The sequence below is a fragment of the Pseudoalteromonas sp. Z9A5 genome (assembly GCF_011378875.1).
Lineage (GTDB): Bacteria > Pseudomonadota > Gammaproteobacteria > Enterobacterales > Alteromonadaceae > Pseudoalteromonas.
Map to the genome: position 1 here is coordinate 15294 of NZ_WTLC01000035.1, position 16714 is coordinate 32007.

A 16714-nucleotide genomic window follows, 5' to 3' on the forward strand; every position below is an offset into this window, starting at 1 on the left:
ATGAGCAAGAAAAATTCACAAAACAAACATGAAATAGTAGAAAAGAACGTTGGCCTTATGGCTATTCTGACTGTTTTTGCTATTAGCTTCGGCGCGTTAGTTGAGATCACTCCGCTAATGTTTCAAGACGATACAACTAAACCAGTAGAGGGTTTACGCCCTCTTAACGCTTTAGAAATGGAAGGCCGTGATCTTTACGTGCGTGAAGGTTGTTCTAACTGTCACTCACAAATGATTCGTCCTTTTCGTGATGAAGTTGAGCGTTATGGTCACTACTCTGTAGCAGGCGAATCAGTATGGGATCATCCTTTTTTATGGGGTTCTAAACGTACTGGTCCTGACTTGGCTCGTGTTGGTAAGCGCTACTCGGACGATTGGCATTATGCTCACTTAGTTGATCCACGTGCTGTGGTTCCTGAGTCAAACATGCCAGGCTTTCCTTGGTTAGCAGAGAATACGGTTGATACAAGCCTTACTCTGAAAAAACTACAACTTTTCCGTGATACTTTTGCTATTAACCCAGAAAACCCAAAACATCCGGGTTTAGGTTATGGCGATGATGCAGAGCTTCAAGCAGATGTTGATAAAGTTAATGCTATGAATGATGGCAAAGGCGCAACAGAAATCCAAGCTCTCATCGCGTATTTACAGCAACTTGGTACCCACTTGAAGTAAAAAATTATGGATTACGGAACATACAGAGGCATTTTAACTCTGGTAATTTTAGTATTGTTTATTGTGATTGTTGCATGGGCATATAGCAAGCGAAGCAAAACTCGTTTTGACAGCGCTGCTAATGCCATTTTTGAAGATGAAAAAAAACATGACAACACGCTCTCTAACGAGGAAAAGGAGTCTGAAAAATGACTAGCTTTTGGAGTATTTGGGTTATTGTATTAACCCTTGCATGCTTATGCATCATCTTTGGCCTATTAGTTTGGAACTTAAAAAACTACGCAGGCGTAAAAGAAGGTGAAAGCTGTGGACATGAATTTGACGGCATTGAAGAGCTAAATAATCCACTACCAAAATGGTGGACTTACATGTTTTTCGCGACTTTTGTTTGGGCTGTATATTATCTAGCAGCTTACCCAGGTTTAGGTAACTGGGAAGGTTTAGGTAAATGGACTAGTTCTAATCAAGGTATTACGTCTTTAGCTGAATCTAAAAAAGCAGTTGCAGAGGCAAAAGCTGATGGTCGCTTTGTAAAACTTGATAAAGAGTACGAAGTTGCAGAAGAACGCTTTGGTCCTATTTTTAATAAACTTGCACAAGTACCCGTTTTAGATTTAGTTAACTCTAAATTTGAAGGTGATGCAGCGCAGCAAGTAGCGCTTGATAATGGTAATAAACATGAGCAAACAGATGGTCAAGTAGCCATTGAAATTGGTCAGCGTTTATTTTCACAAAACTGTGCGCAATGTCATGGCTCTGATGCACGTGGTGGTACCGGCTTCCCTAACCTAACTGATAAAGATTGGTTATATGGCGGAACACCTGACAAAATTAAAGAAACACTTCTTTATGGTCGTATTGCAGCAATGCCAGCTTGGGGTCCTGCTCTTGGCGAACAAGGCGTTAAAGAAATGACAGCACATGTGCTGAGCCTTTCTGGTCGTACTGTTAACCAAAAAGATGCAGCCGCAGGTGAAGCTAAATTTGCAATGTGTGCCGCATGTCACGGTGCTGACGGTAAAGGGTCCGTTGCACATAACCTACCGTTTGGCGCGCCTAACCTGACTGATAACATTTGGTTATACGGTGGTTCTCAACGCGTTGTTGAAGAAACACTAAACCACGGTCGTGCTGGTGTAATGCCTGCATGGAAAGACATTTTAGGTGAAGATAAAATTCACCTGTTAACGGCTTACGTGTACAGCTTATCGCAAGATAAATGAGCAAGTAGTTAACAAAGTGTTTATAAATTAATTTATTTAATTCAATAGATTAATCCAGATCAAAAAAGCCTCCACTGTGAGGCTTTTTTTTAGTCTTTTACGTATAATTCCTATAAAATGAGCCTTCCTAAACTAATTTTAGAGACACTATGCAACCTACTCCGTGGTATAAAAATTTTTGGCCTTGGTTTTTAATCTTTTTTCCGTTAGTTGCCATTATTGGCTGTATTAGCTTATTTATTACGGCAATAGGTAACGGTCCAGATATGGTTGTTGACGACTATTACAAAAAAGGTAAAGCGATAAACTTAGAACTTACTAAGTTCGAAAAAGCAAAAGCACTTTATTTACATGGCGACTTAAATGTCACTAACGAACGTGTAAGCTTTAAATTTACCAAAGGCGACACCAGTAATATACATGCATTAAAACTATCTTTTTATCACCGTACAATTAAAGCACATGACTTTGAAGCAACACTTACACCTAATGCCAATCAAGAATTTACCGCATTACTTGATAAGTATACGCAAGGTGCCTACTCAGTATTTATTGAGCCAGTAGACGGCAGCTGGAAACTAAAAGAAAACATTATTCTACCAACGGAAGAAACCGTTTTAGTTAATCCTAACTATAAGTAGTCATAACTATGTCTAACTCATGTTTTCATTGCCTTGAGAGTGTGCCAAACGGATTTAGTGCAAGCGTTATAATTGACGATAAAGCCCAGCCAATGTGTTGCATTGGCTGCCAAGCTGTTGCGCAAAATATTGTTGACCAAGGTATGACCGATTATTATAAATATCGAACAGTTCGTGCCGGAAAGGTCGAACAGTTGGTACCTGAACAACTCGCATTTATAAAAAGTTATGATAACGAAGACATTCAAGACGAATTTATAGCTACTAACGATAATATCTCAGAGGTATTATTAAGTGTTGAAGGTATAACCTGCGCCGCTTGTGCATGGCTTATCGAAAAGCAACTCTTAAACTTAAACACAGTAAAACGTGTTGATGTAAACACATCGACCAACCGCGCGATGATTCAATGGGACAAAACCAGCACCCCATTGAGTGAAATTATTACTGCACTTGCCAAAATTGGTTATAAAGCCTATCCATTTCAATCAGATATTGAAGCACAACAAAAACAGCAAACTGCAAAAGCCTATATTCGCCGTTTAGGTGTTGCAGGTTTAATGACCATGCAAGTAATGATGTTTGCATTTGCCATGTACTTTGGCATGTTTTCAGGCATGGATAGTAATTTTGAGCAGTATTTTAGATGGATAAGTTTAATACTTGCATCTCCCGTTGTTTTATACAGCGCACTGCCCTTTTTAACCAATGCTATAAATGGCTTAAAAGCAAAGCAACTCAATATGGACTTACCCGTATCACTCGCTATTTTTGGCGCATTTGGTGCCAGTTGTTACGCCACATTTATGCAAGTGGGCGAGGTCTATTTTGAATCTGTGTGTATGTTTACTTTTTTGCTGTTACTGGGCAAATACCTTGAATTTAGAGCGCGTTTAAAAGCCAGTGAATTTACTGCAAACTTACAAAAACTATTGCCATTAACAGCGCGTACCATTAACGAAAGTGGCAAAGAGCTTATAATTGCTGCTAAAAAACTAAAACTTAATGACGTAGTACTTATTAAAGCGGGTGAAACAATTCCTGCCGATGGCGAACTTATTAAAGGTAAAACCACAGTTGATGAATCGATGATGACCGGCGAGCATCAGCCAGTAACTAAATTTATTGGTCATAGTGTTTATGCTGGTTGCGTTAACCACGACGGCGTTATTGAAATAAAAATTAATAAAATTGGTCAAAATACGCTTTTAAATCAAATTATACGCTTGCAACATAATGCATTAACTAAACGCCCTAAACTGGTTGAAATTACAGATAAAGTTGCGCAATGGTTTATAGCGTGCCTGCTTATATTTGCTTCACTTACAGCTATTGGCTGGTACCAAATTGATCCTGAACACGCATTTTGGATTACCATTTCGGTTTTAGTTGCTACCTGCCCGTGTGCGCTGAGCTTAGCTATACCTACCGCGCTTACATGTGCGGTGGCAACGCTTACTCGCAAAGGTGTATTGATAAAACAAGCGCATGTGCTCGAAACACTCTCACAAATTACTTTATTTGCATTTGATAAAACGGGCACGCTCACGCAAGGTAAATTTAGCCTTGATGAAGTAGATATAATCGATAAACAGTATACAAAAGCGCAAGTGCTAGATATGGCAGCCATGCTAGAGCGTTATTCTGAGCACCCTATCGCCAGTGCATTTGATGAGTTTACGCCAGCTCACCGCAGTCTTAATAACGTTGAAGTACATCCAGGACTGGGAATTAGCGCACAAGATGCAACTAATCATTACGCAATTGGTAAAAGTGGTTGGTTTGATAGCAAAAAATCGAATGCACAAGCAAGCTTGTATATAAATAAACTAGTTGTTGCACGTTTTTACTTTGTTGATAAAGTGAAAAGCGATGCTAAAAAGCTTATAGACTCACTTCAATCGCAAAACTTAACGTGCCACATGTTAACCGGCGACGCGTCAGATGCTGGGCAAAAAGTAGCTAAGCAACTTAAACTTGAAAGTGTCCAATTTGGATGTTCTCCACAAGATAAACAAGCCGCCGTTGAGCAATGGTCTTCACAAAACGAAGTGGTTGCAATGGTTGGTGATGGTGTAAACGACAGCCCGGTATTTGCCAGTGCGCATTTATCTATCGCTATGGAAACCGGTGCAGACATATCAAAAAATAGCGCCGATGTAGTGCTTCTTAATAGCGATTTAGTCTCCATTGGTCACTTACTTAATGTAGCAAAACAAACCAGACGTATTATTAAGCAAAACCTTGCGCTGTCTTTATTGTATAATGCTTCAATATTACCACTGGCAGCGTTGGGCTTAGTTGCTCCTTGGATGGCTGTTATTGGCATGTCTGCCAGCTCAATTATTGTGATTAGTAATTCACTAAGGCTATTAAAGTTATGAGCATAATTTACATTTTGATCCCTATCGCCATTTTATTTGTAATTATTGCTATTGGTGTGTTTTTTTGGGCTGTAAAAAGCGAGCAGTTTTCAGATTTAAATAAGCAAGGTCATAGTATTTTGTTTGAAGACGACAAAGAGCAACATAACAAAAGTAATGATTGACCCTCTTTATACCAGCGCATTTTTAATGGGACTAATAGGTAGCGGTCATTGCATTGCTATGTGTGGTGGTATTGCCAGCTCATTACAACTGGCAAGTGACAAACGTAAAGCATTTACCTATTCATTTGCTTATAATATTGGACGTGCACTGAGCTATATGGCTGCAGGCGCACTTGTTGCTGGTATTAGCAGCCAATTTGCTAGGCAAAACACCTCCTTCTCTTTAGTACTTTCATTCATTGCTGCTATTTTTATGCTCCTCGTTGGCGTTTATATAATGCGCTTAGGGCCCACCTTACAATGGTTAGAAAAAGCTGGTAAAACTTTAGTCTGGCAACACATAGTTAAACTAAATAAATATTTAATGCCTATTAACTCTCCTTTAAAAGCCCTAGGTTACGGTGCTTTGTGGGGATGGCTGCCATGCGGACTTGTATACTCAGCGCTTACATGGGCGATGACCAGCCCAAGTGCCCTTGACGGTGCCTTAGTTATGCTTTGCTTTGCTTTGGGTACTTTTCCCGCGATGATCACATTAGGCGTTACCGCACAAAAACTAAATAGTATTATTAACCATCCATGGACCCGAATTGTATTAGGCAGTGTTATAATTTGGTATGGTATCTACTTATTGATTATTGCAACTGACAAACTGGTACATTAATCTATCCGCATTATTAACCTTTAAGGTTATTTTGCAGTCGTGTATAAAAATTTAAACGGATTAAATTATGGATTTTACTCAAAGTCGCGCTAAAGGTAATTGTGCTATTAGCTGTAATAACTGCAGTATTAGTCAATTGTGTTTGCCATTTTCACTTAATGGCCAAGAAATGGATAAGCTTGACCAAATTATTGAGCGAAAAAAACCACTCCATAAAGGCGACTACTTATTTGAATCAGGCGCACCTTTACAAGCTATTTATGCGGTACGTTCAGGCTCATTTAAATCGTACACGCTATCTGAGCAAGGTGATGAGCAAATTACAGGCTTTCATTTAGCGGGCGACTTAGTAGGCTTTGACGCGATAAGTAAAATGGCGCACCAGAGTTTTTCCCAAGCACTCGAAACCTCAATGGTATGTGAAATCCCATTTGATACCCTTGATGAACTTGCTGGTAAGTTACCTAAGCTTCGCCAACAAATAATGCGTTTAATGAGTAGCGAGATTACTTACGATCAAGAAATGCTGTTATTACTTAATAAAAAATCAGCAGAAGAACGCTTAGCTAGTTTTATTTATAACTTGTCGGAGCGTTTTGGTGAGCGTGGTTTTTCGCGTAAAGAATTTAGATTTACAATGACTCGTGGCGAAATTGGTAATTATTTAGGTCTAACTGTAGAAACGATTAGCCGTTTATTAAGTCGTTTTCAAAAAGCTGACTTAATAAAAGTAGAAGGTAAGTTTATTACTATTTTAGATAATGATGCCTTGGCTAAAACCGCAGCAATAGTTAAACCTCGCTAGCCTATAATTTAAACTAAATAGTTTAATTCATAGGTTATTACATGTCGGGCTATTTTTTGAGAAATATACGCTCCAAAAAGTTAAAATTTGAGTATGTTGACATATTAATTTTATAACTTATGGTGACTTCTTTACTACTTTATCATTAAGGGCTGCTATTATTTCAATTTCGTACGCGAGCGGTGGCTTCGTATAATTTACTTCGCGAAGAAACAAAGCTTACGAGATTGCTATAGCCCGATTAATACTTGCTGATGAACTGTTGACAAGGTAAATACTTTTATAACAAGCACTTAAAAAAAGAAAAAGATCCTATATTGTTTCTTATAGCTTAGCTTTGCCGTGATTCATCAGTCTATTTTGGTTTATAGAATACAATTTCGTCTATTTTTCAAGCAAAAGATATATTTATAGACCGTTCTAATCATTAACAAAGAATAGCGATAGTCGGCAGGGTTTCATCAATGGTAGTACAAGCTTATAAACATATTACTGGCGCTGACGTCTAGGGAAGCGCAAGCTATTTAACTAGGACGTGTTTATCTTTCGAGGTTGAATTTACAGTAATGTGTTTACTTTTCAGGCAAGGCAGGGGCTATGTAATATGGTTATTCCCCATTAATAGGTGACAACGGCGCATAAAAAGCAAACATGCACTGACTGCGGATTTTTTTTAGGGACGACCAACTCTTTATTGCTCGATTTTTACTTAGCCTGCTAGGTTATAAGTCTCGTGCCACAATCGCCCCTAAATTTAACAAACTTTAATCCTGAAGAGTCAACACGTCCTAGTGGTGGCAAAATCAGTGCAATACATTTAGTGGTTGATAGTTATATTAGTAAGGCTATAAGGGATAAAAATCCAACCTCAATAATACCCAGTAACGAAAATTAGAAAGCAGAAACACTTACTTGCTATCGGCAAAGTGCAATAAATTAAAGGTGCAATTTGAAAGATATTAGCACTGGTATACTAAATTATTTCATCACCAATGTGAAAAATAAGCAGCCTTAATAAGTATCTATTGATTTTATAATTAGCATTATAAATTAAATATATTTTTATAAATTGCTTTATGGATAAAAGCACTATACTTAAAATTAAATCAAGCGAAGGAAAACCACCATGCCTAAGACTCTATACTTTTTTGTGCTTATATCCTTTAGTGCGGATACATTTGCCATCACGGATCTAATGCTCCCAAATGATGGGATCGATGACTCTCAAGCTTTTAAAAATTTAATTCTAAATACGCCTGAAGACGGTGAAGTCATAATTGAAAAACCAGGTATTTATGATATCTGCTCTACCGTCAGTTTAAATAATCTCAATAAAATTTCAATTTCTGCAAAAAGTGGAGTCATACTAAAAAAATGTAACAACTTCAATGGCGAGTATCTTATGACTGTATATCATTCTAGTTTTATAAATATAGAAGGCTTTACTTTCAAAGGATTAACAAATGCTCAAAATAGTTATGTTTGGGGAGAGCAAGGCTTACTTGTTGCCGGTTCATCAGATATCACAGTTGACCATAATCAGTTTTTCGATTTTGGTGATGCAGCTCTAAGGGTAACATCTTCACGTTGGTCATCTGATACAAGCCCTATTAATTCTTATAGAATTCTTGTGAAACATAATTATTTTCGCAATGTTACGCAAGTAACTACTACTCATCCTTGGTCTAAAAACTATGGTGGAACACACGATATTACTTTTAGAAATAATATTTTTGAAAACCTTAGAGGCTCTCTCAAACTTGCATCAAGAAAACCAGTCTCAAAAGCACTAGTTGAACATAACACTTTTAGAGATATGAAAGGAACAGCTATTGAGCTGACATATTATTCTGATGTAAAAATAACTGGAAATACGTTTGTCAATTTAGATAATTTTGCACTTAATGCATTTGCAAATAAACCAGAAAATGTAGATGTTCCCATTAATTGGGGTAATATTACTTTTACAGATAACAGTATTATAAATGCTAAAGGTGGTATCCGAATAAAATCAGATGGTCATGATGAGCTTGTTGATGAGACATTTATTAAAGGAATTCATATAACTAACAACCACTTCCTTGATGTAGATATGACAATTTATTCAGAAGATAAATATAAAAATTTAATTAACTTTTTAAGCGATGGGATAAAAGAATTCAACTCCTCTACTGTAGAAAATAATTTATATAATTTACCGCTAGACGTAAAATTTTTACGTAAAGCTAATTTGGTTGAAGATAAAAATAACATATCTATAGAAAAAATGGAAAGCAATTAAAACGACTTTAATTTTTTGCGTAAGTGGTTATTTCGTACAATGTATTTTACTAAAAAAATTTACGGGATCAAACATAGATCAGGCAATGTGTATGTAAAGCAAGTTCCTGCTCTAACTATAGTGGTAATACGATTGAAATACATTTAATGGTTAATAATTATGCTCTACCATTAAATTTATTCTTGCAAAAGGTGATGCTCTAGACAGTAACGTAACTATTGAGCTTGTAGAGCATTTTAAAAAGCCGACTTTATTATCGCTAATTAGAAGCATGGTACTGACGCTATTAGGCATAAGATTCTAGCGATAAGTTAAAGCTGCGATTTGAGAGTACGCTATCAACGAGTTCTTTTTATCTGGTAAAGCGAACCCTAATTTACTGACGATACTCCACAGTGGGTCTTTACGATAAAACGACATACAAATGACTGTCCAAACGGACATTTCAACAGGAAACCTTCTGAATTGGGTGCGTAGCCATTGCCTAGAGAAAGTACGGTAGTGAATTGCAAAATAAAAGGCTTCTGAATAAATTCAGAAGCCTTTGTAAACTAATCAGAAGATCGGTCAATGGATCGTTAAATATTTCTTAACTGACTAGCATTAAGCATGTCCTAGTTTTATTTATAACTTATCTGAGCGTGGTTTTTCGCGTAAAGAATTTAGATTTACAATGACTCGTGGCGAAATTGGTAATTACTTAGGTCTAACTGTAGAAACGATTAGCCGTTTATTAAGTCGTTTTCAAAAAGCTGACTTAATAAAAGTAGAAGGTAAGTTTATTACTATTTTAGATAATGATGCTCTGGCTAAAACCGCAGCAATAGTTAAACCTCGTCAAATTAAATAGTTTGATTTAGAACAACAATTTATATGCTACCCCTTTAACTGTTTTGTATTTAAGTTACACTAAAAGTACACCCGTTAAGTAAATGGAGTAGCATATGAACACTATTAAACGCATTATTGCGGTTATCGACCCCACCAAAGATGATCAACACGGTTTAGCACGTTCAATAGATTTAGCTAAAAAATCTGGCGCAAGTATTACCGCCTTTATGACGGTTTACGACTTCTCTTACGAAATGACGACTATGTTATCTGGCGATGAACGCGAAGCAATGCGCGATGCCGTTCTAAAAGATCGTGAACTATGGCTAAAAGATTTAATCTCTCCTTTTAAAGACATTAATATTGAAACCCAAGTGGTTTGGCATAACCGCCCTTACGAAGCCATAATTGATACTGTGATTGAGCAAAAATACGATTTAGTAATTAAAAGCACACACCAACATGGTGCACTTAAATCAGTTATTTTTACTCCAACAGACTGGCATTTAGTTCGTAAGTGCCCCGCTCCAGTATTATTTGTGAAAGAAATGGCGTGGCCAGCACATGGTAATATTTTAGCTGCAGTAAATGCAGTAAGTGAAAATGAAGAACATATAGCACTTAATAAGCGCGTTATTAAAGACGCACAATATTTATGTGAACTTGCCAACGCAAAACTTAATTTAGTTAATGCCTATCCTGCAACTCCTATTAATATAGCAATTGAAATTCCTGAATTTAATCCTGGGCTTTATAACGAATCTGTTAAAAAGCATCACCATGAATCAACCAATGCACTTGCTGCAGAGTTTAATTTAAACCCAGAGCAATGTTTTATTGAAGAAGGCCTGCCAGAGGATGTAATCCCTGATGTAGCGAAGCGGTTAAATAGCGAATTAGTTGTTATTGGTACCGTAGGTCGCACGGGCTTAAGTGCTGCTCTTGTAGGTAATACAGCAGAGCATGTAATTGATAGCCTAGACTGTGATGTACTGGCACTCAAACCCGATGGTTACGTGAGCCCTATGGCAAAGGATTAATTTTAAGCTTTATGTGCAAGTTATAAGCGAGTTATTTTTACGTGTTAATAAGGCATGTTTAAATCAATTTTAATTACATCCTAAACTCGCATATTCAGGTGGTTTGGGTATAATACGCCCCTTTATTTTTAGCAAATAACTTTGCTGTATTGTTTTACTAGGGGGCGTAATTGTCACACTCAGATCAAGCTAAAGCTCAATTTAACTTAAATAAGCTGCAAAAGCGTTTACGTCGCCAAACTGGTCAAGCCGTTATGGACTTCAACATGATTGAAGAAGGTGACCGCATAATGGTATGCCTTTCGGGCGGTAAAGATAGCTACACCATGCTCGAAATGCTTCAGCACTTAAAGCGTGTTGCTCCTATCAATTTTGATCTATTTGTTGTAAATCTTGATCAAAAACAGCCAGGCTTTCCTGAGCATGTTTTACCCCAGTATCTTGATAAATTAAATGTTGAATACAAAATTGTAGAAGAAGATACCTACAGTATTGTTACTGATATTATTCCTGAAGGTAAAACAACCTGTTCACTTTGCTCACGCTTACGCCGTGGTATTTTATACCGCACAGCAAAAGAATTAGGTGCGACTAAAATAGCCCTTGGTCATCATCGCGATGACATGATTGAAACATTGTTTTTAAATATGTTTTACGGTGGAAAACTAAAAAGTATGCCCGCTAAATTGATGAGCGATAACGGTGAGCACATGGTTATTCGTCCACTTGCATACTGTAAAGAAAGCGATATAAGCCAATATGCATTTGCACAAGGTTACCCTATTATTCCGTGTAACCTGTGTGGCTCACAAGAAAACCTACAACGTAAACATACAAAAGTAATGTTAGCTAAATGGGATGCAGAGCATCCTGGCCGTATCGAAAGTATTTTTACAGCAATCCAAAACGTAGTACCTTCACATTTGGCTGACGCTGACTTATTTGATTTTAAGAATTTACAAACCGGTGAAGTAATTGATGGTGGCGATATAGCCCTTGATAAACCAGACATTCCTAAAGTACCTGTTAATAGTGAACCTGATGAACAAGATACTCCAAGCGTAGTAACTATAAATCTAAGCTAACTATAATTAAGGGTTTGTATTTATATACAAACCCTTAAAATATACCAATTCAGTATTAAATTTTATTTTTAACTCTCAGCTAAGCCTTGTAAAAACTCCAGACTTAACTTTTCTTGTGCATTAGCCTGATATGGTAACTGTTGCAAGCTATCGTATGCAAAATCATCAATATCAAACTCACTAACTTCACTATTACCAAAGCTATTTAGCTCACCTGGACTTGGTGACATTCTTTCAATAACAAAATCACTCAAGCGCATATCTGTAATACCTTGTGGTAGTACCGACCAATGAGCTTTTAAAGAAAGTGTTTGGCTTCCCTTAGTAAGCCGCTCTTTAGCAACTAAATGAGCAAGCGGTGCATTACCACTGTATAAATTTGCTCTTACACGATACAAACCGCTTTTTATAACCGTTAAGTTAGCTGGCACAATCATGTTTTCGTTTTGTGCATATGCATTTTCAAATCCAGTTAACGTTGCACTTGGTGGCATATATTGAATTTGCGCTACAACAGGTACTTTTTTATCTGCTATATCAGCTTCTATAAATAGTTGCAAATTGCGAGGATAATCTTCTTCTCCCTCAAAAGTAATGCTTACCTCGTCATCACTTGCAGTCGCTTTATTCGTTCGCAGCACTTTTTTAGTATCAGTATTAGAAAGCTCAACAACTACCTTACCAAGACCTTGCCCACTGACGTTTAATATTATTTCTTCTGGGTATGTAAAACGGTACTGCTTAAGACTAACAGTTAAAGCACCACCGTTTTCATCAATAGGACTCGACACAGGATAAAACAAATTTGGTTTTAATCTATCTTCATCTAAAGGGCTTAGCGGTTGAGAATAAGGAGGAAACTTAAGTGCACTCTCGTATTGCATTACTACCTGTTCAGCTGCTTGTGCTAAATCTTCATTAAATGCAATTTGCTGTTTCGACACTTGTTTTGGCTTTTTAGCTTTTGGTAAGTCAATTGGTATAACTTTAGCTGGGGTTATATCAAAATCACTTGGTATTTTTTTTACAGGCGTAATTGAAAGCTCGGTTAATTTCTCAGAACCATTTTTAGTTGTAAACCACAGCGTAAATAAAACAGCGCTAATAATTAAAGCTACCGTATAAAATTTTTTCATTTTGATATTTCATTCTTTTATAAGGCGTATAGTTTTTCACTACACGCCTTGTATGTTATGGGATCACATTATAAATAAGTGCCGATGCACTTAAGTTATTTGAATCTTTTATGTAACGATACTGTTTTTTCCAAAACCAAGTACCTGTGGTTTCATCAAACGTTTTAAACCCTACAGTATTATTTTCTACATCTATGTTATTCATAGCAATTGTTACATTACCTTTGCGCTCAGCATTATGAATCTCATTGTGGCTGTAACTTTCACTCATCATCATAGGGTAGTGATTCGACATAAAGCTATTGACGGCATCACCCTGTGACTGTAATCGACCATCTGTGCCAATACTGGTACTACAACTACCAAATGCTTTTGCAGAACTCGCCCCACAAGATGAATGTGATGCAACAACCGAATCATCATTCCCTTTTAAAAAACCACCCGTTAAACCCAAATATGCATTTCCATCGGCAACAAAGCGTAAACGTGGCGTACGTGCATCTGGGAATGGTGAAATTTTACGTGCATTGTTTACTTTTAAATCGTGTAATACACCAACAGCTTCGGTTACATCACTTCCTAGCCACCATTTGAGTGCAGCATCGACTGCAAAGTTCCATGATGCGCCAGTTAAAGCACTCACAGCTACATCGGCAAGCTCACTTCCCCCACCAGCACCGGCTAAATCAAAGGTTGCTACAATATTAAGTGGCTCTAATCCTTCGTTTTCTAACCAGTTTTCTTGGTTATCAATAATATGGCGAGCAATTAGGTCGCCCGTTGAATGTGTTACAAAAACACAGCCATCACTACACAAATTAGAGCTTGATATTTGTTTTAATTTTGGCCAAACCCAATCGGTTGCAATTTTGCCTTCTACACGTTCGTAAGCAGGCCAATCAATGCGTTCATCTGCTCGATTATTCCAATACGATTGCCAATATGCTTCGCCATCGTTAACGACATTACTATCTGATTTATTTGTTATTTGCGAGGTCTGTAAACCATGAATTAATATAATTTTGTAATCTTTACTCGCTGCAGAAAAGCTCATTAGCATAGCAAGCCCCGCACCAAGTAAATGGCTTGGCTTTATTAATGTGTGTGTGCGTTTTTTGTTGTTCATACAATTCCTTAATGTCGCGTATATAAAATATCATTTTTATTTAAGGTATTCATGTTTAGCCCGCATAAACCTGTCAGTGTCAGTTCGAGCACTCACCAGTATTAGGAACAAAAAACAAAAATGCAACAATTTATTATCATTTAACTTTACTAAATATTTTACTAAATTATAAACAGTAAGTTAAAGCAACATAGTTGCGATATTCGAAATTATACCTATCTGCTTAAATATGAGTTTATTTAACGTCGTTATCGGGTGATTTAATTCGTAAAATTGTTCAAATACTTATACTAGTTGATATTACACATATATGAAAAATGATGTTAACTACCAGCCAAAACAGCGTAATTGATTTGATAAATAGCTTGATGAATGGATTAATAATTTAATACATATTTATAGAGGTGTATTTTTTGGATAAACTGATATGAATTAAATACCCAGTTAATAAATTTTACTTACTAAAAAAGGTATTACTCAATACCTTGAGCACCTTTTTAAAAGAAATTTATATAGTTAATTATTATTTAACTTCGTGAGGAGAGTAACCGAAATGAAAATATTTAGTTTTAAAAATAAAAAGATCGAGCAAGTTTGCTTGATCTTAAATTACGACAAATAATAGCTAACTTAATTAAAAGTATAAGCTTTCTATTGTTTCACCACCAATTTTAACATCACATTTGTCGCCAGATTTTGAGTTTGATGATTGAATTGCACCTGCTACGGCACCAAAAATACCAGCTTTACTACCCAGCACAGAACCAAAGTAACAGTAGCTTGAAATATTAACGCCTTGGTAATCACTCGCTAAGTTTAATTTTGGTGTATATGGAGGAAAGCGCCCTTTCAATAATGGATCTCCATTTACTGTAAGCTGCACTTCTTTTCGCTTTTCATCATACTGACCTCCAAACACATATACTTTACCTTGGTATGAAACTGTTTTATCTTGTGCTTGAATCGGTGGTGTTGAACCGCAACCAGCTAAGGCGAGTAAAGGCAGAGTACTGATTAATATTTTTTTTAGCATCACTGAAAGAATTTCCATATAAGTTAACTGAATAAAAAATATACCCTAAAGAATGTTAACTTTCAATAAATTACTCATAGTGAAGTGTATTCTTTATTTAACTAACCTTTCACTAAATCTACGGTTATTATTAAAATTAAAACACGAAATTTCATATAAATTTGTTACTTACTAGGTAACATCTTTAAGGTCGAAAACCAATTCCTGCAGCCATTCACTATGCCTTTGTATTCTACAAGTCTGCATTCATACAACTTGAATAAATTAACCGTTAGCTTTTAGTTCACTGGTAAATTGTCCAATCGCATTTACAACTTCTTGTGCGCCTTGTTGGATCTCTTGCATCACTTCACCAGATTCTTTAGATAACGCCAAGCCTTGCTCTGCTTTTTCTTTACCTTTTTCTATTACAGCCACCGTATTTTGGGTTTGTGATTGGTTACGCTGTACAACTTCTACAATCTCTTCGGTCGCTTTTGAGGTACGCGATGCAAGCAATCGCACTTCATCTGCAACCACAGCAAAACCTCGACCCTGCTCGCCGGCTCTAGCGGCTTCAATTGCGGCATTTAATGCTAATAAGTTTGTTTGTTCGGCAATGCTACTAATGCTTTGTACAATACTCGATATTTGCTGCGACTGCTGATCAAGCGCTGATATTTCATTTGCAGCTTGCTCCATATTTACAGCCAGCTCGGTCATTACAGCGACTGTATCTTGTATAACGCGAGCGCCTTGCTCTGCTTTTTTATCTGTCTGTGTTGAGGTGCTATAAGCAATTTCGGCTGCTTGTGATATAGCAATCTCTTGATTTACTTGATCGGTTATAACGGTTGCAAACTTCATTACTTTATAAAGCTCATTCGCGTCATTTGAGATTGGATTATAAGACGCTTCTAACCATACAATATTGCCATGCTTATCAACACGTTTAAAGCGCTCTGCAATAAACTTACCTTCTCTCAATTTAGCCCAAAATTGTAGATACTCTTTTGAGTTAGATTCTGACGATTCACAAAACGTACGGTGATGTTTACCTAGTATTTCATTTTCTTTGTAACCCATTGCAGCCAAAAATTGATCATTTGCTTTTAAAACATGTCCTTCTAAATCAAACTCAATTACCGCCATAGAACGATATATAGCTTTAATAGTATCGCTTTGCTCGCGAGAAGCTGTAATTGTTTTTGTAAGCACGCGACCAAATACAGAAAAATAGAGCAGCTGATCTTGCTCCCCTTTTACAGGATGTACTATTAAACGTAACCATTCTGCCTTACCGTCACTTCGTGTAACTTGTAGTGCACCACCCCAATGTCCTTCTTTTTTAATAGCTTGCTGTAGGTTTTTAAATTCTAAAGATTGACGAGACGAATCTGTAATAAAATCGTCAAAAGAATTATTAGTTAGATCGTCTTCACTGTAGCCTAGGTTTTCTAAAAACTTATCATTGGCGTGCGAAATTCGGCCATCATAAAGAATGTTTAGTACTAACATCTCTCGGTAAAGCCCTTCCCACACTTGTTGTAATGGGTAAAGTTCAGCTTTTAGAGAAGCTATTTCGTTTTGTTTATTTTTAGAAAAAAACATTAATATCCCTACTAATACATTCGATATGAAATTAAT

General features: G+C 36.7%; 15 protein-coding genes and 1 pseudogene. 12 read left to right on the forward strand and 4 right to left on the reverse strand.

Annotated features, from left to right (window positions below; all coding sequences use genetic code 11):
• The 12 genes and pseudogenes from ccoO (at position 1) to ttcA (ending at position 11793) form a co-directional block, all read left to right on the forward strand.
• Positions 1–675, forward strand: a complete 675-nt coding sequence (ccoO, locus tag GQR56_RS16125) for a cytochrome-c oxidase, cbb3-type subunit II (protein ID WP_010554062.1) — start codon at positions 1–3, stop codon at positions 673–675.
• A 6-nt stretch (positions 676–681) separates the two neighbouring features.
• The gene (locus tag GQR56_RS16130) at positions 682–867 is read left to right on the forward strand and encodes a cbb3-type cytochrome c oxidase subunit 3 (RefSeq protein WP_010554061.1); all 186 of its coding nucleotides are present in this window, start codon (positions 682–684) and stop codon (positions 865–867) included.
• Entirely contained in the window at positions 864–1898 is a 1035-nt protein-coding gene (gene ccoP / locus GQR56_RS16135) for a cytochrome-c oxidase, cbb3-type subunit III (RefSeq protein WP_166113291.1), read from the forward strand. The genes GQR56_RS16130 and ccoP overlap by 4 nt, the downstream gene beginning before the upstream one ends.
• 149 nt (positions 1899–2047) lie before the next feature.
• Positions 2048–2539 carry a FixH family protein gene (locus GQR56_RS16140; protein WP_024610098.1) on the forward strand — a complete coding sequence of 164 codons (492 nt, stop codon included), beginning with the start codon at positions 2048–2050 and terminating at the stop codon, positions 2537–2539.
• Between the two features lie 8 nt (positions 2540–2547).
• Complete coding sequence (locus tag GQR56_RS16145) at positions 2548–4923, forward strand: heavy metal translocating P-type ATPase (RefSeq protein ID WP_166113294.1); 2376 nt, start codon at positions 2548–2550, stop codon at positions 4921–4923.
• Positions 4920–5087 (forward strand): cbb3-type cytochrome oxidase assembly protein CcoS, encoded by a 168-nt coding sequence (gene ccoS / locus GQR56_RS16150; protein WP_002963071.1) that lies wholly within the window; start codon positions 4920–4922, stop codon positions 5085–5087. The genes GQR56_RS16145 and ccoS overlap by 4 nt, the downstream gene beginning before the upstream one ends.
• Entirely contained in the window at positions 5080–5751 is a 672-nt protein-coding gene (locus tag GQR56_RS16155; RefSeq protein WP_024610099.1) for a sulfite exporter TauE/SafE family protein, read from the forward strand. The genes ccoS and GQR56_RS16155 overlap by 8 nt, the downstream gene beginning before the upstream one ends.
• Positions 5752–5818: 67 nt before the next feature.
• Complete coding sequence (locus GQR56_RS16160; protein WP_166113297.1) at positions 5819–6556, forward strand: FNR family transcription factor; 738 nt, start codon at positions 5819–5821, stop codon at positions 6554–6556.
• 1126 nt (positions 6557–7682) lie between these two features.
• Positions 7683–8837, forward strand: a complete 1155-nt coding sequence (locus tag GQR56_RS16165; RefSeq protein ID WP_166113300.1) for a right-handed parallel beta-helix repeat-containing protein — start codon at positions 7683–7685, stop codon at positions 8835–8837.
• A 616-nt stretch (positions 8838–9453) separates the two neighbouring features.
• Positions 9454–9687: pseudogene (locus GQR56_RS16175) on the forward strand (helix-turn-helix domain-containing protein); the annotation flags it as partial.
• 94 nt (positions 9688–9781) lie between these two features.
• The gene (uspE, locus tag GQR56_RS16180) at positions 9782–10708 is read left to right on the forward strand and encodes a universal stress protein UspE (protein WP_166113306.1); all 927 of its coding nucleotides are present in this window, start codon (positions 9782–9784) and stop codon (positions 10706–10708) included.
• Positions 10709–10878: 170 nt separating this feature from the next.
• On the forward strand, positions 10879–11793 hold the full coding sequence (ttcA, locus tag GQR56_RS16185) for a tRNA 2-thiocytidine(32) synthetase TtcA (RefSeq protein ID WP_166113309.1): 915 nt from the start codon (positions 10879–10881) through the stop codon (positions 11791–11793).
• Between the two features lie 68 nt (positions 11794–11861).
• On the opposite strand, the gene GQR56_RS16190 is transcribed toward ttcA, so the two are convergent.
• The 4 genes from GQR56_RS16190 to GQR56_RS16205 all read right to left on the reverse strand — a co-directional run bounded on the left by GQR56_RS16190 (position 11862) and on the right by GQR56_RS16205 (position 16678).
• Positions 11862–12929 (reverse strand): hypothetical protein, encoded by a 1068-nt coding sequence (locus GQR56_RS16190; RefSeq protein WP_166113312.1) that lies wholly within the window; start codon positions 12927–12929, stop codon positions 11862–11864.
• A 55-nt stretch (positions 12930–12984) separates the two neighbouring features.
• Complete coding sequence (locus GQR56_RS16195) at positions 12985–14055, reverse strand: hypothetical protein (RefSeq protein ID WP_166113315.1); 1071 nt, start codon at positions 14053–14055, stop codon at positions 12985–12987.
• A gap of 634 nt (positions 14056–14689) precedes the next feature.
• Positions 14690–15088: a hypothetical protein gene (locus GQR56_RS16200; protein WP_166113318.1), complete on the reverse strand. Its 399-nt coding sequence runs from the start codon at positions 15086–15088 to the stop codon at positions 14690–14692.
• 264 nt (positions 15089–15352) lie between these two features.
• The gene (locus tag GQR56_RS16205) at positions 15353–16678 is read right to left on the reverse strand and encodes a PAS domain-containing methyl-accepting chemotaxis protein (RefSeq protein ID WP_166113321.1); all 1326 of its coding nucleotides are present in this window, start codon (positions 16676–16678) and stop codon (positions 15353–15355) included.
• Between the last annotated feature and the right edge of the window lie 36 nt (positions 16679–16714).